Raw genomic sequence first — 19,812 nt, 5'->3', positions numbered from 1 at the left:
GCGGGGCGGCACCCGGTGTCCTTCGTTGATCGACACCGGCGCGGACTAGCGACGCTCAGGCGCGCTCCCACGGCGGCACCGGCGTGAAGGCGCGCTCGAGCGCGGCGAGGAACACGCGCAGTTTCGGCAGATGGACGCGGCTCGCCGGGTAGGTCGCATACACGTGCCGGCCGAAGCTCGTGACCGGCTCGTGGTCCGCGAGCACCGCGACGAGTTCGCCGTGCGCGAGGAGCGCACCGCAGACGTAGGTCGGCAGGATCGCGAGACCGTGTCCGCCGAGCACCGCGTCGAGGATGCCGTCGAGGTGGCTGATCTGGAACTTGCCGCGCACCGGCACCGTCGCGAGCGCGCCGGACGGGCTGCGCAGGGTCCAGTCGCTCTCGGTGCGCGCGCCGAGATACGCGAAGCAGTCGTGATGCGCGAGCTCGTCGGGCGAGCGCGGCACGCCGCGGCGCGCGAGGTAGGCCGGGCTCGCGCAGATGCGCCGCTCGATCACCGCGAGCTTGCGCGCCACCGCGTTATCCGGCGGCGCATCGGTCAGCCGCAGCGCCAGGTCGAACTTCTCGTCCACGAGGTCGAGCGCGCGGTCGGTCAGCACCAGCTCGCACTGCACCTGCGGATAGTCGACCGCGAAGCGCGGCAGCAGCGGCGCGATGTGCAGCCGGCCGAACGCGATCGACGCGGTGATGCGCAGGATGCCGGTCGGCGTGTCGACGACGTGCTGCACCGCGAGCTCGGTCTCCTTCAACTGCGCGAGCACGCGCAGCGCCTGCTGGTAGAACACCTCGCCGGCCGGCGTCACGTGCAGCTTGCGCGTCGTGCGCTCGACGAGCCGCACGCCGAACGCGGCTTCGAGCTCGGCGAGCTGCTTGCTGACCTGCGCGCGCGAGCAGTCGAGCCGGCGCGCGGCCGCGGCCATGCTGCCGAGCTCGACGGTTTTCACGAACGCTTCCCAGGTGGCGAGCCAGCCCATTCGTCAACACCTCATTGACAGTGAAGCGACGAAATGCCGCTCGTTTGTTTCTCGTGCGGCAACTATAGTACGAGCCCGTCAGCACCCAGAAAACGGAGAAAAGAACGTGTCCCCGCAGAACCACGCGCCGCTGTACCTCGACGACCTGTCGGTCGGCCAGCGCTTCACGAGCGCCGAGCACGCGATCGACGAAGCCCAGATCTTCGAATTCGCGCGCCGCTTCGATCCCCAGCCCTTTCATCTCGATGCGGAGAGCGCGCGCGAATCGCTGTTCGGCGGCCTCGCCGCAAGCGGCTGGCATACCGCCGCGCTCACGATGCGGCTCATCGTCGGCGAACGCGCGCCGTTCGCGGGCGGCGTCATCGGCGCTGGCGCGGAAGTCGCATGGCCGGGACCGACGCGGCCGGGCGACGTGCTGCGCGTCGTCAGCGAAGTGCTCGAAATCACCCCGTCGCGCTCGAAGCCCGACCGCGGCATCGTCACGCTGCGCAGCGAAACGCTGAACCAGCACGGCGAGGTCCGGCAGCGGATGACGTCGAAGCTCGTCGTCCCGCGCCGGCAGCCGCAAGCCGCCGCCGACATGCCGAATCCAGCCGCGGCGTCGCGCCCGGCCGGTGCCCGCTGAGGAGCGTCACGTGCTGCGTTCCCTCGGTTCCCGCGACGTCATGGTCGTCACGCTCGCCGCCGCCGGCATCCTGATGGTGACGATGGGCGCGCGGCAGTCGCTCGGCCTCTTCGTGTCGCCGCTGAACACCTCGACCGGCCTCGGCATCGCGACGATCAGCTTCGCACTCGCGGTCGGCCAGTTCGTCTGGGGCGCGATCCAGCCGCTCGCCGGCGCGGTCGCGGACCGCCACGGCCCGGGCAAGGTGCTCGTCGGCGGGCTCGTCGTGCTCGCGGTCGGCAGCGCGCTGACGCCGTGGATGACATCCGGCTTCGGCCTGGTCGTCTCGCTCGGCCTGCTGTCGGCGATCGGCTCCGGCGCGGGCAGCTTCTCGGTGCTGATCGGCGCCGCCGCGCAGCGCCTGCCGCTGTCGGCGCGCGGCTCTGCGTCCGGCGTCATCAACGCCGGCGGCTCGTTCGGCCAGTTCGTGTTCGCGCCGGTTCTGCAGAAGCTGATCCAGTCGGTCGGCTGGATGGGCGCGATGTGGTCGCTCGCGGTGATGACGCTCGCGGCGCTGCCGCTCGTGCGCGTGCTCGCGCCGAAGGGCCAGGAGGCGCCGAAGGCGCACGACGATGGCGGCGTCTGGAAGGCGGTGCGCGGCGCGATGGGCGACCGCAGCTATCTGCTGCTGCACGCGGGCTTCTTCACCTGCGGCTTCCACATCGCCTTCCTCGTCACGCACCTGCCGAGCGAAGTCGATCTGTGCGGCCTGCCCGCGGGCGTCGCGAGCTGGTCGCTCGCGATCATCGGCCTGTCGAACATCGTCGGCAGCCTGATCGCCGGCGCCGCGGTGTCGCGCTATTCGAGCAAGTACATCCTCGCGGCGATGTACGGCTCGCGCGCGCTGCTCGTCGCGGTGTATCTCATTGCGCCGAAGACCTCGCTGACGTTCTACCTGTTCGCCGCCGGCCTCGGCCTCACCTGGCTCGCGACCGTGCCGCCCACCGCCGCGATCGTCGGCAAGCTGTTCGGCGTCCGCTACCTCGGCACGCTGTTCGGGATGACGTTGCTGTCGCACCAGACCGGCGGCTTCCTCGGCGCGTGGCTCGGCGGCCTCGCGTTCATGGAGTTCGGCGACTTCTCGTGGATGTGGTACGCGGACATCGCGCTCGCGGCGCTCGCCGCGGTCGTCAATCTGCCGATCCGCGAAGCGCCACCGCCACGCGTCGCGCTCGCGACCTGACGGAAGATCGGCGGGCCCGACGAGCGGGCCCGACGAGCGGGCCCGCCGACCGGATTCAACCGAGCGTGAACACCGGCACGAGGCAGCCGGTCACGATACCCGCCGCGTCGACGACGGCGATCGAGCCGTAATGCACCGACTCGGCGAGGCCGCCGCGCGTCGCGACGACGAGCGGCACATGCGAAGGCAATCGGGGATGGTCGTTCATCGGCGAGTCCTGTCCGAGGACGAAATCCCCCGGTGACGCGATGAACGACAAGGGGAACTCCGGTTCCCCCAATGATAGAAAACCCGCTGCTGAATGCTCCCGCTTCAGCGCGCGGCGAGCGCGGCGTCGACCAGCGCCTTCAGCGGCTCGTAGCCGAAGCGCGGCAGCGGCTCGCCGTTCACGAAGAACTCCGGCGTTTTCGTGACGTTCAGCGCGTCGGCATCGGCAAGATCCTGCCCGATCACGCGCCCGATCTCCGGCGCGACCATGTCGGCGCGCAGCCTGTCGAGATCGAGCCCGAGTCCTTCGAGATGCGGCCAGACGAGACCGATCTGCGGCGCGTGATTCGGCGCCCATTGTTCCTGCGACGCGAACAACGCCTCGAGCGTCGGCCAGAACTTGCCCTGCTTGCGCGCCGCTTCGAGCACCGCGACGACCGCCTCCGAGCCGTCATGGAAGGGTGCGTAGCGGACGACGAGACGGATGTCGTCGGGGTTCGCCGCCATCATTTCCTTCACGAAGGGATAGAAGCTGCGGCACGTCTCGCACGCCGGATCGAGAAACTCGACGATCTGGACCTTCGCCTGCGCATTGCCGAGCGTCGGCGAATGCATGCGCACGAGGCGATCGCGGTTCTGCTCGACGACTTGCGCCGATTGCTCGGCCGTGCCGGTGTTGTACGTCATCATCGCGACGACGAACACGAGCAGCAGGATTGCGGCGGCGCCGAGAAACAGCGTCTTTTCCTTCATTTGGAGCTCCGGAGATGCACCGCGACCAGCAGCGCGATGACGATTGAGAAAGCGGCGACCGACAGCAGCGGGATCGTGACGAAGCCGAACCACTCGATGACGGTCTGGGAACACGGCACACCCTGCGTGCAGGGGCGGATCTCCTCGGGGATCACGCCGGCGACGACGAGCTGGTGGAATACCGCGACCAGCCAGCCGACGACCGCGAGCGGCAACGCGTAGCGGACCAGCTTGCGGTCGAACGGGAACAGCCCCATCGGCAGGATCAGCGCGAGCGGGAACATGAAGATGCGCTGGTACCAGCACAGCACGCAGGTCGGCAGCTTCATGACCTCGCCAAAGAACAGCGCGCCGAGCGTCGACGCCATCGCGACGAGCCAGGCGGCGAAAGCCAGCATCCAGGCGGAAGACTCGCGCTCGCGCGCGGCGGGAGGAGTACTCATCAGCGGATTACGGTCGGTTTCGGCAAAGGGTTTTGGTCGGCGCGGCCCCGCTCGCTCCCCATGGGTCGGCGGGCCGGCGCGCTACCGGGCGCAACTATACCCGGCCTCAGGTATCCGGCGTGGCGGTTTTCGGCACATGACTGTTCCGCGGAGTGGCACAACCGGATGTGCGGCCGGGCCGTCGTGTTGCGAAGCGCGATCGAGCCGTCACGCGGCGTCGGGTTCCCCTGCGGCGCACGCGGCGCTGAGATCGTGCAGATCGACGAGCTTCGCGCGCCGCATCGCCTTCACGAGGATGCGGTACGCGTCGAGCTCGAAGCTCGGCCGCCCGGCGTCGAGGATCGCGTGCAGTTCGTCGTCGCTCGACGCGGTGCCGAGGTAGCACCAGCTGTCGACGACGTGCATCGCGTCGCCTTCGCGGATGCCGACCGGCCCGCGATAAGGCCAGTGCTCGACGCGCAACTCGCGCAGCGCGAGCATCAGGCGCGCGCCGTGCAGGCCGCGCGGTTCGCCGCCGGCGCACGCACCCTTGCAGCGTCGCAGCTGGTGCGTGAAGCAGCGCCCCGTCGGGTCGGGCTTTTCGAGCCCGAGCAGCGGCGGGCAAAGCTGCTGCTCGGCCGCGATCGCGCGCAGCTTCGTGACGGCGGCGCGCCGCGTGCGGAAGAGGCCGTAGAGGTGCTCCTGTCGTCCGACGTCCAGGTCCGCCGCATAAACGAGCTCCGGCCGCCAGCCGCCGTCCGCCTGCGGCTGCAGCTGCCAGCTGCACAGCTCGCGGCTGCGCCGTAGCTTGCGGTTCATCGTCGGCAGCAAGGTCTTGATGAGTTCGGCTTCCTTCAGCAGCGCCCCGATTTCGCCGGCGGTCACGATCCACTCGACGCGGCGCACCTGCTGCGACAGCGTCATCTCGCGGCTGTCGCGGTGGTCGGCGCCGAAATGCGACAGCACCCGCGCCCGCAGCGTCTTGCTCTTGCCGATGTAGAGCGGCAGGTCGTTGTCGCCGTAGAAGAGATAGACGCCCGGCGCGTCGGAGATCGCGTCGATCAGGTCCGCGTCGAGATGCGGCGGCAGCGTCGGCCGGCCGAGGAGATCGCGCAACACCGTCTCGACGCGCGCCGCGCCGAACTGCCGATGCACGCGCTGCCAGAACTGCCACAGTGCCTGCGCGTCGCCGAGCGCGCGGTGACGCGCGTCGATCTCGAGCCCGTGCCGCGCGATCAGCGCGTCGAGGTTGTGACGCCGCTCCTCCGGAAACAGCCGGCGCGACAGGCGCACGGTGCACAGCACCTTCGGCCGGAAGTCGACGCCGAGGCGCCGGAACGCGGCGCGGATGAAGCCGTGGTCGAAGCGCGCGTTGTGCGCGATGAAGACGCGGTCGTGCAGGCGGTCGAACACCGCGTCGGCCAGCTCGGCGAAGCGCGGCGCGTCGGCGACCATCGCGTTCGAAATCCCGGTCAGCCGCTCGATGTAGTCCGGGATCGGGTTGTCCGGGCGCACGAGGCTCGACCATTCGCGCACGCCGTCCTCGTCAACCTCGACGATGCCGATCTCGGTGATCGAGTCGCGCGACGACGTCGCCCCGGTCGTCTCGATATCGACGAACGCGAGGCCGCGGGGGTGAAGGAAATCGGGAATCATCGTGGGCCGGACGGCCGGCGGCGGCAAGAGAGGCCGCCCATTTTATCGGCGATCGGCGCGGCGTGACGCCCTTCATTCGACACCCGACGACGCCACGCCGCCGGCGGGTCCCTCGAAGCGGTGCTGGTGCGCACCCAGAGCGGACTGCGGGCGAGACCGCGGCCCCTGCCCGCCGCGCCCGGCTCCATTTGTCGCGGGCGGCGATTCCTGCTATTAACGCGGCGTCGCGACTTTCCGAACCCGCCGACCATCCTTTCCCTGTCCGCAATGCCATCACTCGAACCCGCGATCCTCCATGCCGACGACGCGCTGATCGTCGCCGACAAGCCGGCCGGTCTGCTCTCGGTGCCTGCGCGCGGCGACGAGCGGCAGGACTGTCTCGCGAGCCGCGTGCAGGCGCTGTATCGCGACGCGCTGATCGTGCACCGCCTCGACATGGCGACGTCGGGGCTGGTCCTGCTCGCGCGCGGGCCGGAGATGCTGCGGCGGATGAGCCTCGCGTTCGAGCAGCGCGTCGTCGGCAAGCGCTACGTCGCCGTCGTGCAGGGTCATCTCGCCGACGACGCCGGCGAAATCGATCTGCCGCTCGGCCCCGACGAGGAGAACCGGCCGCGCCAGATCGTCGACCCGGTCCGAGGCCGTCGTGCCCTCACCCGCTACCGCGTCATCGCTCGCAGCGGCGGCGGCGCGGGCGCGGTTTCGCGCGTCGAGCTGAAGCCGGTCACCGGCCGCTCGCACCAGCTGCGGGCGCACCTCGCGTCGATCGGCCACCCCATCGTCGGCGACCCGCTCTACGCACCGCCCGAAAGCGCCGCGCGCGAATCGCGCATGCACCTGCACGCGGCCGGCATCGCGTTCATCCGTCCGGACACCCGGGTCCCGATGAGCTTCGAGAGTCCCGTGCCGTTCTGAGCGGCATCTCGACTGCGGGCGTCAGGATCCTGCGGGATCGACGCGGGGCTACGCGTCGCCGCCAGCGGCCGCGGGCGGGAAGGACATCGAAGGGGCGACCGGCACATTCGACGGGGGGGCGTGGAGCGGGCGAACTGCGATCAGCGCGCGGCCGACCCGCACGCCAAGGACGGGGCGTGCAACACCAGCGAGAACGGGCGCCCGTGGCAACTGCGCCACGTTGCACTGCAGGAAATGTTTCAGTTCGGTTACACGATCTGAGAGAATCCGCCGTCTCGATTTTCAGGATATCGGCCATAGGGCGCGTCCCGGTGCGGAACACGACTTTCCGTCACCGGCCGCAGCTGCAGGGCCGTGCAGATGATTCAACTATTCGGCACCCTCGACCCCTGGCTCCTCGCCAGTCTGGTCCTTGCGCTGGCGTTCGTGCTGGCCTTCGAATTCATCAACGGTTTCCACGACACGGCCAACGCGGTCGCGACGGTGATCTACACGCGCGCGATGCCGCCCTACCTCGCGGTGATCGCATCGGGCATCTTCAATTTTCTCGGTGTGTTGCTCGGCGGCGTCGGCGTCGCGTACGCGGTCGTGCATCTGCTGCCGGTCGAACTGCTGATCGACGTCGAGACCGGGCGCGGACTCGCGATGGTGTTCTCGCTGCTCACTGCGGCGATCGCGTGGAATCTCGGGACTTGGTACTTCGGGATCCCGGCGTCGAGCTCGCACACGCTGATCGGCTCGATCCTCGGCGTCGGCCTGGCGAACGCGGTGATCACCGACATCGCGCTGGCCGAGGGCGTGAACTGGCAGAAGGCGATCGACATCGGGATCTCGCTGATCGCGTCGCCGATCGCCGGTTTCGTCGTCGCCGGGCTGATCCTGATCGCGCTGAAATGGAAGAAGCCGCATTCGTCAATGCACCGCACGCCCGAATTCCGCATGGGCGAGGTCGGCAAGAAGCATCCGCCGTTCTGGAGCCGGCTGATCCTGGTGCTGTCGGCGATGGGCGTGAGCTTCGTCCATGGCTCGAACGACGGCCAGAAGGGCATCGGCCTGATCATGCTGGTGCTGATCGGCATCGTGCCGGCGCATTTCGTCGTGAACCTGGGCAGCACGTCGTACGACATCAGCCGCACCTACGACGCCGCGGGCCACCTCGGCGAGTTCTATCAGCGCAACGCCGCGTCGCTGTCCGGCTACCTCGCGCTGGGCAAATCGAACGGAACCGATCTGCCGGCGAAGTTCCGCTGCGATCCGCAGCAGACCGAGATCACGATCGCCGCGCTGCGTCGCGACCTCGAGGGCGTCCAGAGCTACGACGACCTGACGCACGCGGAACGCGTCGCGGTGCGCCGCTACCTGCTGTGCCTCGACGACACCGCGCGCAAGGTCTCGAAGCTCGCCTACCTGCCCGGCGCCGAAAAGAAGGACCTCGCAAGGCTGCGCAAGGACCTCACCTCGACGACCGAATACGCGCCGTTCTGGGTCGTGCTCGCGGTCGCGGTCGCGCTGGGGTGCGGCACGATGATCGGCTGGAAGCGCGTCGTCCTCACCGTCGGCGAGAAGATCGGCAAGCAGGGCATGACCTACGCGCAGGGCATGAGCGCGCAGATCACCGCCGCGATGGCGATCGGCCTGGCCAACGTGTACTCCTTGCCGGTGTCGACGACGCACGTGCTGTCGTCAGGCGTAGCGGGCACGATGGCGGCGAACCGCAGCGGCCTGCAAAGCCGCACGGTCGGCAACATCCTGCTGGCGTGGGTGCTGACGCTGCCCGCATCGATGCTCCTGTCGGCGGGCCTGTACTGGCTGGCTTACCGCAGCTTCATTTCCTGAGCGGATTGGTCCGCCGGGGAAGGCGGCGAGCCATCCCCGGCAGCAGGACGCTCAGTCCGCCCGCAGCTGGATCGCCTTGTACTCGAGGAACTCCTCGAGCCCGTAGACGCCGTTCTCGCGGCCGAGGCCGGACTGGCGGTAGCCGCCGAAGGGCGCGAGCGGGTTCCACGGCGCGCCGTTGACGTCGACCTGACCGGTGCGGATGCGCCGCGCGACCGCGAGGCCGTGCTCGTCGCTGCCCGCCCAGACGCCGCCGCCGAGGCCGTAGATCGAGTCGTTAGCGATCGCCACCGCGTCGTCGTCGCCGTCGTGCGGCAGGATCACGAGCACCGGTCCGAACACTTCCTCTTGCGCGATCGTCGCCTTCGCGTCGTCGACGACGAGCACCGTCGGCGCGACGAAGAAGCCTTCGCCCGCCGGCGCGGCATCCGCACCGCCCGCAACGAGCTTCGCCCCTTCCGCAACGCCGCGCCGGATGTAGCCGACGACGCGGTCACGCTGCACTGCCGACACCAACGGACCGAGACGGCTGCCGTCGGCGAGCGCCGGTCCGACCGTGAACGACGACGCGGCAGCGGCAGCGAGGCGGGCCGCTTCGTCGAGCTTCGCCCGCGGCACGATCATCCGGGTCTGCGCCGAGCACGTCTGTCCCGAATTCAGCAGGCAATTCGACACCGTGCCTTTCACCGCGGCCGCAAGATCCGCATCGTCGAGGACGACCGAAGCCGATTTGCCGCCGAGTTCGAGCGCGACCTTCTTGACGGTCGCCGCAGCGAGTTCGGCGACCCGCTTACCGGCGCGCGTCGAGCCGGTGAAGGACACCATATCGACGCGCGGGTCCGACGCGAGCACTTCGCCGACGACGGGGCCATAGCCGGTCACGAGGTTGAACACGCCAGCCGGCAAGCCCGCCTCGGCGATGATCTCGGCGAGGATGAACGCATTGATCGGCGCGACTTCGGACGGCTTCAGCACGACCGTGCAGCCTGCGGCGAGCGCCGGCGCGACTTTCAGCGTGATCTGGTTCAGCGGGAAATTCCACGGCGTGATCGCGCCGACGACGCCAACCGGCTCGCGCACGACGAGTGACGTGCCGACGCGCGCTTCCCATTCGAACTCGCGCGCGAGCTTCGCGTAACGTCGCCAGCTCCCCAGCGGCCCAGCGACCTGCACGCGCGCGGCCAGCTTCAGCGGCATTCCGACCTCGTGCGCGATCGCGTGCGCGAGTTCGTCGCTGCGTGCCTGGAAACCTTCGGCAATGCGGTCGATGTACGCCGCGCGGTCGGCGGGCGAGGTCCGCGACCAGGCGTCGAACGCATCCCGCGCGGCCGCGACGGCGGTTTCGGCGTCGGCCGGCGCGCCTTCGGGCACGCGTGCATAGACCGACGCGTCGCTCGGATCGATGACGTCGATGAAGCCGGCGCCCTGCGGTGCGACCCACTGGCCGCCGATGAAAAGCTTGTCGCGAACGATGGTCATGGAAACTCCTCGGCTGTCGGAATGCCGTCGACTATAGCCGGCGGAAATGCTCGGAGGGTCGCGGCCCGATCAGGCGTCGTGGGCAAACCCGGATTTCGCGGATATGACCGTGACGTCGTCGCTTCGGCCCAACAGCCGCTCGAACTCTTCGAGCGGCACCGGCTCGCTGAACAGATACCCCTGATACGCGTGGCAGCCGATCCCCTCCAGGAAGACCCGCTGCGCCTCGGACTCGACGCCTTCCGCGATGACATTCAGGCCGAGGCTCCGTGCCAGCGCAACGACGGTTTTCGCAATCGCGGCATCGTTGGGGTCGGTCAGCACATCCCGCACGAACGAGCGGTCGATCTTCAGCTTGTCCGGCAACAAGCGCTTCAGGTACGACAGCGACGAATAGCCCGTCCCGAAGTCGTCGAGCGCGAAACTGACTCCGTGCGCTTTCAGGCGCGTCATCTTTGCGATCGTGTCCTCGACGTCGCTCATCAGCTGGCTTTCGGTGAGTTCCAGCTTGAGCTTCGTCGGGTCGGCCCCGGTCCGGCCGATGATCGTGAGCACTTGCTCGACGAAGTCGACCTGCCGCAACTGCTTGGCGCTGACATTGACCGCGAGCGTGAGATCCGCGGTTTTCCGCTGCGACGCCCAGGCACCGAGCTGGATGCACGCGCGCTCGAGAACCCAGCGGCCCAGCGGCAGGATCAGCCCGGTCTCCTCGCACAGCGGAATGAACTCGTTCGGAAACACGAGACCGCGCTCGGGATGCTCCCAGCGCACGAGCGCTTCGGCGCCGGTCAGGATGCCGCCGTCGTCGACCTGCGCCTGGAAGTGGAGGACGAACTGGCCCTCGCGCAGCGCGTCGCGCAAATCCGTTTCGAGCGCAACATGCGCGGCGACGGCCGCCTGCATCGCGGGGTCGAAGAAGCGCACGGCGTTGCGGCCGGCCCCCTTGGCCTGGTACATCGCTAGATCGGCCTGCTGCAGCAGGCTGTCGATCGACACATGTTCGGATCCGAACAGCGTGACGCCGATGCTCGGCGTGCTGCGATGGTCGCGGCCGCCGAGCGCGTACGGTTCGCCGAGGGCGGCGCGGATCTTTTCGGCGACGACCTCCGCCTGCCCCGCCGCTTCGCTGAGCGCTTCGCTGAGGTTGTCGAGCATCACGACGAATTCGTCACCGCCGAGCCGCGCGACGGTGTCACCTTCGCGCACACACTCCAGCAGCCGCCCGGCGACCAGTTGCAGCAGCAGGTCGCCCTTGTTGTGCCCGAGCGTGTCGTTGAGCGACTTGAAGTTGTCGAGATCGATGAAGAGCAGCGCGCTGCGCCGCCCGGTACGTGCGCTCGCCGCATGCGACTGGTGCAGGCGATCGAGCAGCAGCCTGCGGTTGGGCAGGTGCGTCAGTGGATCGTAGAACGCGAAATATCGGATCTCCTCCTCGGCGGCCTTGCGATCGCTGATGTCGGTTTGCGTCCCGACGTAATGCGTCACCGCACCGTCGTCACCCTTCACCGCGGTGATCGTCAGCCACTTCGGGTAGATCTGGCCGTTCTTGCGGCGATCCCAGATTTCTCCGCGCCACACGCCGGTGCGCGCGACGCTCTCCCACATCGCTGCGTAGAAAGCGGCATCGTGCTGACCGGACTTCAGGATACGCGGCGTGTGGCCGACGACTTCCGCGGCGGTATAGCCCGTTTCCTCGGTGAAAGTGCGGTTGATCCGCAGGATCACGTTGTTCGGGTCGCAGACGACGATGCCGACGTGGGCCTCGAACGCAGCGGCGGCGACGCGCAGGTCTGTCTCGATTCGGCGCTGGTCGGTGACGTCCCGCAGGATCACCGTAAAGAACTTCCTGCCGTTCGTTGCCAGGTGTGCGATCGACGCCTCGATCGGGAACTCCTCGCCGTTCGCGCGCAGCCCGGTCATCGACCCGAGTCCGGGAATGTGCCGACTCGGACTGCCCGACGCTTCGAAAGCCTGCAGATGTTCCGGGTGGCCTGACCGGAAGCGCTCCGGCAGCAGCACGTCGAGCGGTTTGTCGAGCACATCCGGCGCGCGATGGCCGAACATGCGTTCCGCCGCGGGATTGAACAGCACGATGTGGTGCTCGCCGTCGATCATCACGATCGCGTCCATCGCCGAGTCGATGATCCCCGTCAGCTGGGCCTGCTGCTCGCGGCGCACGCGCTCGGTCGCCGCCCGGCGCATCTCGCTTTCGCGCAGCACGTCCGCGGTACGCCAGATGAACGCGCCGAACAGCGCGACGTAGACGACCGACACGAGCGCGACGCCGAAATCCGACTCGTAGTACCCCAATCGCTCGCCGAGCACGCGCCCCCACCCGATCAGGAACGGCGCGATGAAGGCGACCGGCAACAGGCGGCGCGCCATCATTCCGCCCAGCGTGTCGCTGATCACGGTCACCATCATGCCACTGCGAGGGCGGACGAAGAACACGCCGAGATGGAGCAGCACCAGCCCGATCGCCGTGGGGAATGCGACGGTGGAATAGAGGCCGAGGCCGTAAAGCGCATAGACGTCGTAGGCGTACCCGAGGATCGCGAGGACGCCGATCAGCCCGCCGCCTAGGGCTGCCGCCTGCGGTGCGAAGCGTAGGCGCGGAAGGTCGAGCATCAACAGCGCCGCGCCGAAAAACACGAAAGCGACCGCGGTCGCCGCTGCCATCCGCCCGTCAGGCCCGCCGCCGCTGCGGGGCTCGAACGGTGCATCGAACAGCATCCGGTCGATGCCGAAATCGACGGAGAAGACGTACTGCGCCAGCGTCAGCAGCACAAGGAGCAGCAACGTCGCAGCCGAAAGCCGGCTCGCGGCACGCCACGCCCCGCTGTCCGCGCTCTTGCCGGCGGCCCCGAGCGAAATCCCCGCAAGTATGAAGGCGACCGCCGTATTCGGCTTCATCGCCACCCACGGCGGCAGCAGGGTTTTCAGCACGCGGATATCGAAGGCCCAGCCCGCGAGGACGGCGAAACCCAGCGCGACCGTAGCGAACGCGCAATAGCGCGCCGCCCGTTCGCATGCCGCTGCCAGGGGAGCGCTTGCGTTGTCGTCGTTCATGTCGGGGCCGGATTATCCTTGTCCCCGCATTCTCTCATCCCCGTGCGCGACTGCGACGATTCGCCTCGCCTTTTCGTCGTCGGCGCCGGGGAATCCCCGCGACGGCAGCGCTCGCTCGCCGCACGCGGGGGAAAAGGCCAAGCGCTTGGGACCGCCGCCTCGGGCGGGCTGAAAAGAGCATATGGCTTCGCCCCGCAACGCCCGCAGATGCCTGTCGAAGATCTCGCCAAACGCATGCGGCATGTGCCGGCCGACGGCTGGTCCAGCGCGCGCTTGTGGTAGCGGGTCAGCTCCGGCTTAAACTGCGGTGCGCGCAGTTCTCCATGACGGCCTTCGCGCGTTGCTTCCGCAGGCAGCGGAGGTCCGCAAGAGCGCCCTCCGTCACGAGCACCTTCACGTCGTACTCGATGTGCTCAACGCGCAGGACGATCCGTCACGCGTGCGTTGAACCCCGCCCAAGTGCTCTTGCAATACTCGACGCACACCGCACGCGGTTCCCATTGACCCACAAGCTCATTGAACATTCGTTCGCGGCCATAGCGCTGACGGAAAGCGCCGTTGCTGAATAGCACGGTGTCCCCGGCAACGTAGGTGTGGACCCAGAGCAGCATCGCCGCTTTGCCGCCGGCCTGGTCAATCGCAGCATGGTTGGCCACGAGGTAGTCGATCTTGGCAGGCCGTGCCCGGAGCGAATCCGCTCGGTGCCGATTGCAGCCGATTTCGCCGTTACGGTGGCGGCACACGACGTGCTCAGGACAGCAATCACAGTGATGGCGATGTTCTTCATGAATTTCTGCATTTCAATCGTCAATGTCAAATCTGAAATTGCCCGCTTTACGGCGAGACATCATCGGGAGGACACAAATGATGAAAGGTGAAAAGAAATTTGAGGTCACGCGCAAGTACTTTTGTTTTGACGCACCGCCTTTTTCCACGGATTAGAACCGACGCGCAGAGGCGCCTTGATTACGGCACCGAGCAAACGAAGGCGAGCCAGGAAATAAACGGTGCAGGAAAAATGAATTTCATAGCTCACTCGAATTAAGTAACGATTTCGGCCGCCCTGGGCGTTAGCGAGAGATGTGCCACGTCACTTAGGTCGTTGAAAAACTGGTGTTTCGTATGCCAATTCGGATCAATCCGGGTCGCCGGATGAACGTTCATTTGAACGTCCAGCGTTCAGGCGATTCACGTTTTTCACTTTCCGGATCCGAATTTCAGGCAGCACGAGCGGGAGGCATCTGCACTATCAGGGAGGACTGCTTCGTTCGAAATCAGTGGCACGGCAAGTGCGGACAGGAACTGGATCCACGCATCACCTGCTCACAGCACTCATGCCCCTTTTTTGCGAGTTCAAATCACATTTTTGTTCTGCAAACGTGTACCTGGGGCATTTGAGCCACATCAAGGTTCGATATTTAATAGCCGAGTAATTTTCTCGGTCATTATCAGCTCCACCTCCGTTCGCGAAGAAGAAACCATGCTGTTCGAGACTTACCGAATATTCCTGTTTCCCGGCAGAACAGCCGTCAACGCCCTCGGGACGACTCATTTATGACCGACGAGGACTGCAAATTCGAATTGAGGATAGACGCAGCTGAAATTGCCGAGCGCAAACGATTCCTCGCTTTCGACGAAACCGACGTGGCGCGACTGCGAGCCGTGCACGAAAAGATTGCCGAAGCCCGCAGCGGCTTTTCAGATGGCCTTTACGATTACCTGCGCTGCTATTCCCCGCTCGCAACGCTGCTCGACGACGAAAAATCGGTGATCCGGCTCAAGGCTGCTCATGATCGCTACTTTTCGGAACTGACCGAGGGCGACTACGGTGCAGACTATGTCCAGCGACGCCTCAAGGTCGGACTGGTGCATGCACAGATCGGCCTCGAGCCGAAATGGTACGTGGGCGCCTTTCGCAAATATTTGGCCGACATGCTGCCGGCACTCTGGGACCAGGCCGAAGGAGATCGCGACAGCTTCCTCGGCACCTGTGACGCGCTACTCAAGGTCGTCGTCTTCGATCTGTGCCTGACGCTCGATACTTACATTCATGCCGACAAACGCAGCATTGCGCTTCGTGATCGCGCGATCGAATCCAGCGTCAATGGCATATTCATTGCAAACGCGACGCTCCCCGAATACCCGCTTATCTACGTGAACCCTGCGTTCGAACGCATTCTCGGTTTCGCGCCTGGCAGCGCCCTGGGCAAAGCCTGCATCTGCCGTGACGATGAGGCGGGCGCGGTTTGCAATGCCTATGCCGATGTCTGCCAGGCGATCAGCCGCGGCACCGAAGGCTACACGGTACTCAATCTGATACGGGACAACGGACAGCAGCAATGGGTGGAGCTCTTTCTCGCGCCGGTCGCAAATGAATCCGGCAAGGTCACCCATTTCATCGGCGTGCTGAACGACGTCACGGATCGCACGCGGGCCGAAACCCTGATGCATCAGGCCAGCCACGACGTGCTGACCGGTCTGCCGAATCGCAGCCTGCTGCACGACCGAATCAGCCACGCTGTCGCCCGCAGCCGCGGAGGACTGAACGCGGTGCTCTTTCTCGATCTGGACCGCTTCAAACTCGTCAACGATAGTTACGGGCACGCGGTCGGCGACGGCCTCATCCGGGAGGTCGCCAGCCGCCTGTCCGGTTGCCTGCGCGAAGGCGACACCGTGGCGCGACTGGGCGGCGACGAATTCGCCGTTTTACTAGAAGATCTGTCGAGCGCCGAGGATGTGGCGCGGCTCGCAGGAAAGCTACGTGACCGACTCGCCGAAAACGTCCGCGTCGGAGGACTCGAGCTGCCGCTGTCGGCGAGCATCGGCATCGCACTCGCGCCCCGTGACGGAACCAATCCGGAAACGCTACTCAAGCACGCCGATATCGCCATGTACCGCGCCAAGGAGTACGGACGCAACGGGTACTGCTTTTATGCTTCGGAGATGGACCACCACGCGCACCGCCGCTTGACTGTCGAAAGCGAGCTGCGGCGCGCGCTGGTAGCGGGCGAACTGGAAGTTCACTACCAACCACAGATCGACCTCGCGAGCGGCGCGCTGATCGGCGCGGAAGCTCTGGTGCGGTGGCGGCATCCTGTGCGAGGCATGGTGATGCCGGCTGAGTTCATTTCGGTGGCCGAGGAGACCGGGTTGATCGTGCCACTGGGCGAGCAGGTGCTTCGCGCGGCCTGCCGCGAGAGCGCGCGGTGGCGTGAGGCCGGGCGGCCCGATCTGAAGGTGGGGGTGAATTTACCGGCCCACCAGTTTCGACAACGCGACCTTGTCGCGAAACTCACCGCGATCCTCGCCGAAACGGGCGCCCACGCATCCCAGCTGGAGCTGGAGATCACGGAGAGCGTTGCGATGGCCGACGCCGATGGCAGCGCTGCAGTCCTGGCGAGCTTGCGCGAACACGGCATCTCGCTCGCGATAGACGATTTCGGAACCGGCTACTCGTCCCTGTCCTACCTGAAACGCTTTCCGATCGACGCCATCAAGATCGACCGCTCATTCATTCGCGGCATTCCGAATGACGGAGATGACACCGCGATCGTTCAGGCGATCATCGCAATGGCCCGCAGTCTGCGCCTCTCGCTATTGGCCGAGGGCGTGGAAACCCCCGAACAACGGGGGTTTCTGCTCGACCAAGGGTGCCAGTCGGCTCAGGGCTATCTCTTTGGCCGTGCCATGCCCGCGACAGAGTTTTACGCGCTGATCGCTTCGACGGCACCGCGTCCGAGGCTCGCGGTGTCCCACCGATCTGGCCGCGAAATGGCTGACTGAAGTCGGATGCATGCCGCGGCAAAGCCCCGCCGCGACGCCTACATCGACTCGCCGCGCAATGCCCGCAGGTGCCAGTCGAAGACTTCGCCGAGCAGATGCGGCGTATGTCGGCCGGGGGACTGGTCCAGCGCGCGCTTGTAGTAGTCGGTCAGCGCGGGCTTGAAGTCGGGGTGCGCGCAGTTCTCGATGACGGTTTTTGCGCGCTGCTTCGGCGACAGGCCGCGAAGGTCCGCGAGGCCGCGTTCGGTGACGAGCACCTGCACGTCGTGCTCGGTGTGGTCGACGTGCGGGACCATCGGCACGATGCACGACACCGCGCCCTTCTTCGCCACCGAAGGCGTCATGAAGATCGACAGATAGGCGTTGCGCGCGAAGTCGCCCGAGCCACCGATGCCGTTCATGATCTTCGAGCCCATCACGTGGGTCGAATTGACGTTGCCGTAGATGTCGGCCTCGATCATGCCGTTCATCGCGATGACGCCGAGCCGGCGGATCACTTCGGGGTGGTTGCTGATCTCCTGCGGGCGCAGCACGATGCGGTCGCGGTAGCGGCCGAGATCGGCGCTCAGTTCGGCAAGGGCTTCGTTGCTGAGCGAGAACGCGGTCGCCGACGCGCTCGCGAGCTTGCCCGACTTGATCATGTCGAGCATGCCGTCCTGCAGCACCTCGGTATAGGCGGTCAGGTTGTCGAACGGCCCACCGTTGAGGCCGGCCATCACCGCATTCGCGATGTTGCCGACGCCCGACTGGAGCGGCAGCAGATTCGCCGGCAGGCGCCCCTTCTTCACTTCATGTGCGAAGAAGTCGAGGATGTGCCCCGCGATGCGCTGCGAGTTTTCGTCGGGGGCGCTGAACGCCGAGTTGCGGTCCGGGCTGTGCGTTTCGACGATCGCGATGATCTTGTCGGCTGCGCAGTGCAGGTAGGGTTCGCCGATGCGGTCGGACGGACGGACGAGCGGGATCGGTTGCCGGTTCGGCGGCAGCTGCGTTCCGTAATAGATGTCGTGCATCCCTTCGAGTTCAGGGCTTTGCCACGAATTGACCTCGAGGATGACCTTGTCGGCCTGGTCGAGCCACGTCTTGTTGTTGCCGACCGACGACGACGGGATCAGCCGCCCGTCCTCGAGGATGCCCGCGACCTCGACGACCGCGACGTCGAGCTTGCCGAGGAAGCCGGACCACACGAACTGCGCGACGTGCGACAGGTGGATGTCGATGTATTCCATGCGGCCGTCGTTGATGCGCTCGCGGCAGGTCGGGTCCGACTGGTAGGGCAAGCGCATCTCGATGCCGTCGACTTTGGCGAGCGCGCCGTCGAGCTCGGGCGCAGTCGACGCGCCGGTCCATACGCCGATGCGGAATTTCTCGCCGTTCGCGTTCGCATCGTTGATCCGTGCGGCAAGCGCCTGCGGCACGGCCTTCGGGTAGCCGGCACCGGTGAAGCCGCTCATGCCGACGTTCGCGCCGTTGGGGATCAGGCGTGCGGCGTCGGCGGCGGACATGACCCGGCCGCGCAGCGCCGCGCAGTGAATTCGATTCTCTTTGCTCATCGTGTTCCGTCTCCAGACAGCCCGGATCGGCGTAGCCGGAGGAGGAACGCCGACGGGCGAAAGGTCCCGCTGTCGCGGGTCGCGAGCGACCGCTCGATGCCGTCGCTTGTGGCGAGGCATCGGGCCGCTTCTTCTAGGTTGTTCGGGAATCGCGCACCGCCTGGGACCAGGCGGTGCGCGCTGCGCTCGGTCGTATCTGGTCGACGGCGAGTGGAGGGAGGAGGCCGCCGGTCAGGACCGATGCATTGCAGCGAGTCTAGGGGGCGCTTTGCCCGGCCACAAACGACCATTTATGATGCGACGCATTAGCCATTGTTAACCATCGACCGATGAAGTACCGTCTGCCCGGGATCGCGCTGCTGCGCACCTTCGAAGCGGCCGCCCGACACCTGAGCTTCAAGAAGGCGGCCGAGGAACTCCACGTGACCCCGGCCGCGGTGAGCCAGCAGATCAAGGCGCTCGAGGACTGGCTCGGTGTCCCGCTCTTCCGCCGCATGACGCGCGCGCTGGAACTGACCAAGCAGGGCACGGCGATGCTGCCGAAAGTGTGCGAAGGCTTCGAGTGCTTCGCAGCGGCGATCGAGGCGACGCGGGAGCGCGCGTCGGTGCCGCTCACGGTTATCGCGCCACCGTCGTTCGCGAGTCACTGGCTCGTTCCGCGTCTTCCGCACTTCTCGGCAGCGCACCCCGACATCGAACTGCGCCTCGCGAGCACGGCCGACACGATCCACCGCCGCGGCGAGGCCGCGGTGCTCGAAAAGGACGGCGGCGATTCGCGCGACCCGCGCAGCGAAGTCGCGATCCTGTACGGTCAGGGCGACTATCCGGGCTACCGCGTCGAGCGCGTCTTCACGCCCGACTACGTGCCGGTGTGCGTCCCGTCGCTGCCGGGCCTCGCGGCGCTGACCGCGCCGCACGAGCTCGGCCACTTCACGCTGATCCACGACGAGACGCTGCACGAGCAGGAGCGCGGCGGGCGCTCGCGCTCCGGCTGGGGGCAATGGCTGCGGCGCGCGGGCGTGACCGGTGTCGATGCGAGCCGGGGCCCGCATTTCTCGAACGCCGTGCTCGCGATCGACGCGGCGCTCGCGGGCCAAGGCATCGCGCTCGCGTCGAAACCGCTCGTCGAAGCGCACGTCGCCGCCGGCAGCCTCGTGATCCCGTTCGACCTTGCGCTGCCGTCGCCGCTCTCGTACTTCCTCGTGATGCGCGAATCGATTTCGCTCCGTCCGGCCATCGAGGCGTTCCGGACCTGGCTGCTCGCCGAGGCGGCGGACACGGACGAGACGACCGACTGAACGTCGCGGCGCCCACGTCCGCTCGGG

15 protein-coding genes are annotated in these 19,812 nt (G+C 66.9%); 7 read left to right on the top strand and 8 right to left on the bottom strand.

The features are described 5' to 3' along the window. Positions 1-55: 55 nt before the first annotated feature. On the bottom strand, positions 56-973 hold the full coding sequence (locus tag ROZ37_RS19370) for a LysR family transcriptional regulator (RefSeq protein WP_312662069.1): 918 nt from the start codon (positions 971-973) through the stop codon (positions 56-58). Between the two features lie 106 nt (positions 974-1,079). Here ROZ37_RS19370 and ROZ37_RS19365 point away from each other — a divergent pair, with 106 nt between their 5' ends. Both ROZ37_RS19365 and ROZ37_RS19360 read left to right on the top strand, forming a co-directional pair. Beyond that, a complete protein-coding gene (locus ROZ37_RS19365) occupies positions 1,080-1,598 on the top strand; it encodes a MaoC family dehydratase (protein ID WP_312662068.1) in 519 nt (172 codons plus the stop codon). 10 nt (positions 1,599-1,608) lie between these two features. Next, on the top strand, positions 1,609-2,820 hold the full coding sequence (locus ROZ37_RS19360; RefSeq protein ID WP_312662067.1) for an MFS transporter: 1,212 nt from the start codon (positions 1,609-1,611) through the stop codon (positions 2,818-2,820). Positions 2,821-2,875: 55 nt separating this feature from the next. Here the strand turns inward: ROZ37_RS19360 and ROZ37_RS19355 are convergent, their stop codons facing one another. From ROZ37_RS19355 to ROZ37_RS19340, 4 genes are all read right to left on the bottom strand, one after another. After that, entirely contained in the window at positions 2,876-3,028 is a 153-nt protein-coding gene (locus ROZ37_RS19355) for a hypothetical protein (protein WP_312662066.1), read from the bottom strand. 104 nt (positions 3,029-3,132) lie between these two features. Continuing rightward, positions 3,133-3,780, bottom strand: coding sequence for a thioredoxin domain-containing protein (locus ROZ37_RS19350; RefSeq protein ID WP_312662065.1), 648 nt, complete (start codon positions 3,778-3,780; stop codon positions 3,133-3,135). Next, on the bottom strand, positions 3,777-4,223 hold the full coding sequence (locus tag ROZ37_RS19345) for a disulfide bond formation protein B (protein ID WP_312662064.1): 447 nt from the start codon (positions 4,221-4,223) through the stop codon (positions 3,777-3,779). Before ROZ37_RS19345 ends, ROZ37_RS19350 begins: the two co-directional genes overlap by 4 nt. Positions 4,224-4,430: 207 nt before the next feature. Then, positions 4,431-5,858 carry an exonuclease domain-containing protein gene (locus tag ROZ37_RS19340; RefSeq protein WP_312662063.1) on the bottom strand — a complete coding sequence of 476 codons (1,428 nt, stop codon included), beginning with the start codon at positions 5,856-5,858 and terminating at the stop codon, positions 4,431-4,433. A gap of 267 nt (positions 5,859-6,125) precedes the next feature. On the opposite strand from ROZ37_RS19340, the gene ROZ37_RS19335 reads away from it, so the two are divergent. Both ROZ37_RS19335 and ROZ37_RS19330 read left to right on the top strand, forming a co-directional pair. Then, on the top strand, positions 6,126-6,770 hold the full coding sequence (locus tag ROZ37_RS19335; RefSeq protein ID WP_312662061.1) for an RluA family pseudouridine synthase: 645 nt from the start codon (positions 6,126-6,128) through the stop codon (positions 6,768-6,770). Between the two features lie 360 nt (positions 6,771-7,130). Next, positions 7,131-8,606, top strand: a complete 1,476-nt coding sequence (locus tag ROZ37_RS19330) for an inorganic phosphate transporter (protein WP_312662060.1) — start codon at positions 7,131-7,133, stop codon at positions 8,604-8,606. A 51-nt stretch (positions 8,607-8,657) separates the two neighbouring features. On the opposite strand, the gene ROZ37_RS19325 is transcribed toward ROZ37_RS19330, so the two are convergent. Together ROZ37_RS19325 and ROZ37_RS19320 are read right to left on the bottom strand one after the other, a co-directional pair. Then, positions 8,658-10,085 (bottom strand): aldehyde dehydrogenase family protein, encoded by a 1,428-nt coding sequence (locus ROZ37_RS19325; RefSeq protein WP_312662057.1) that lies wholly within the window; start codon positions 10,083-10,085, stop codon positions 8,658-8,660. Between the two features lie 69 nt (positions 10,086-10,154). After that, on the bottom strand, positions 10,155-13,154 hold the full coding sequence (locus ROZ37_RS19320; protein WP_312662055.1) for an EAL domain-containing protein: 3,000 nt from the start codon (positions 13,152-13,154) through the stop codon (positions 10,155-10,157). A 593-nt stretch (positions 13,155-13,747) separates the two neighbouring features. On the opposite strand from ROZ37_RS19320, the gene ROZ37_RS19315 reads away from it, so the two are divergent. Together ROZ37_RS19315 and ROZ37_RS19310 are read left to right on the top strand one after the other, a co-directional pair. Then, positions 13,748-14,032, top strand: coding sequence for a hypothetical protein (locus ROZ37_RS19315; protein ID WP_312662054.1), 285 nt, complete (start codon positions 13,748-13,750; stop codon positions 14,030-14,032). A gap of 676 nt (positions 14,033-14,708) precedes the next feature. Further along, positions 14,709-16,937: an EAL domain-containing protein gene (locus ROZ37_RS19310; protein WP_312662053.1), complete on the top strand. Its 2,229-nt coding sequence runs from the start codon at positions 14,709-14,711 to the stop codon at positions 16,935-16,937. A gap of 38 nt (positions 16,938-16,975) precedes the next feature. On the opposite strand, the gene ROZ37_RS19305 is transcribed toward ROZ37_RS19310, so the two are convergent. Continuing rightward, entirely contained in the window at positions 16,976-18,487 is a 1,512-nt protein-coding gene (locus ROZ37_RS19305) for an acetyl-CoA hydrolase/transferase family protein (protein WP_312662051.1), read from the bottom strand. 329 nt (positions 18,488-18,816) lie between these two features. Between ROZ37_RS19305 and gcvA the strand changes: the two genes are divergently transcribed. After that, entirely contained in the window at positions 18,817-19,785 is a 969-nt protein-coding gene (gcvA, locus tag ROZ37_RS19300; RefSeq protein WP_312662050.1) for a transcriptional regulator GcvA, read from the top strand. Positions 19,786-19,812: the final 27 nt, after the last annotated feature.

The organism is Aromatoleum sp. (assembly GCF_032027225.1).
Lineage (GTDB): Bacteria > Pseudomonadota > Gammaproteobacteria > Burkholderiales > Rhodocyclaceae > Aromatoleum.
The sequence above is the reverse complement of the archived record's forward strand: the minus strand, read 5'-3'. Positions and strand labels throughout refer to the sequence as shown.

Excerpts from the sequence above, each read along its gene's own strand:
- ROZ37_RS19370 (WP_312662069.1), bottom strand. The coding sequence starts at position 973 with ATGGGCTGGCTCGCCACCTGGGAAGCGTTCGTGAAAACCGTCGAGCTC.
- ROZ37_RS19355 (WP_312662066.1), bottom strand. The coding sequence starts at position 3,028 with ATGAACGACCATCCCCGATTGCCTTCGCATGTGCCGCTCGTCGTCGCG.
- ROZ37_RS19350 (WP_312662065.1), bottom strand. The coding sequence starts at position 3,780 with ATGAAGGAAAAGACGCTGTTTCTCGGCGCCGCCGCAATCCTGCTGCTC.
- ROZ37_RS19345 (WP_312662064.1), bottom strand. The coding sequence starts at position 4,223 with ATGAGTACTCCTCCCGCCGCGCGCGAGCGCGAGTCTTCCGCCTGGATG.
- ROZ37_RS19340 (WP_312662063.1), bottom strand. The coding sequence starts at position 5,858 with ATGATTCCCGATTTCCTTCACCCCCGCGGCCTCGCGTTCGTCGATATC.
- ROZ37_RS19335 (WP_312662061.1), top strand. The coding sequence starts at position 6,126 with ATGCCATCACTCGAACCCGCGATCCTCCATGCCGACGACGCGCTGATC.
- ROZ37_RS19330 (WP_312662060.1), top strand. The coding sequence starts at position 7,131 with ATGATTCAACTATTCGGCACCCTCGACCCCTGGCTCCTCGCCAGTCTG.
- ROZ37_RS19325 (WP_312662057.1), bottom strand. The coding sequence starts at position 10,085 with ATGACCATCGTTCGCGACAAGCTTTTCATCGGCGGCCAGTGGGTCGCA.
- ROZ37_RS19320 (WP_312662055.1), bottom strand. The coding sequence starts at position 13,154 with ATGAACGACGACAACGCAAGCGCTCCCCTGGCAGCGGCATGCGAACGG.
- ROZ37_RS19310 (WP_312662053.1), top strand. The coding sequence starts at position 14,709 with ATGACCGACGAGGACTGCAAATTCGAATTGAGGATAGACGCAGCTGAA.
- ROZ37_RS19305 (WP_312662051.1), bottom strand. The coding sequence starts at position 18,487 with ATGAGCAAAGAGAATCGAATTCACTGCGCGGCGCTGCGCGGCCGGGTC.
- gcvA (WP_312662050.1), top strand. The coding sequence starts at position 18,817 with ATGAAGTACCGTCTGCCCGGGATCGCGCTGCTGCGCACCTTCGAAGCG.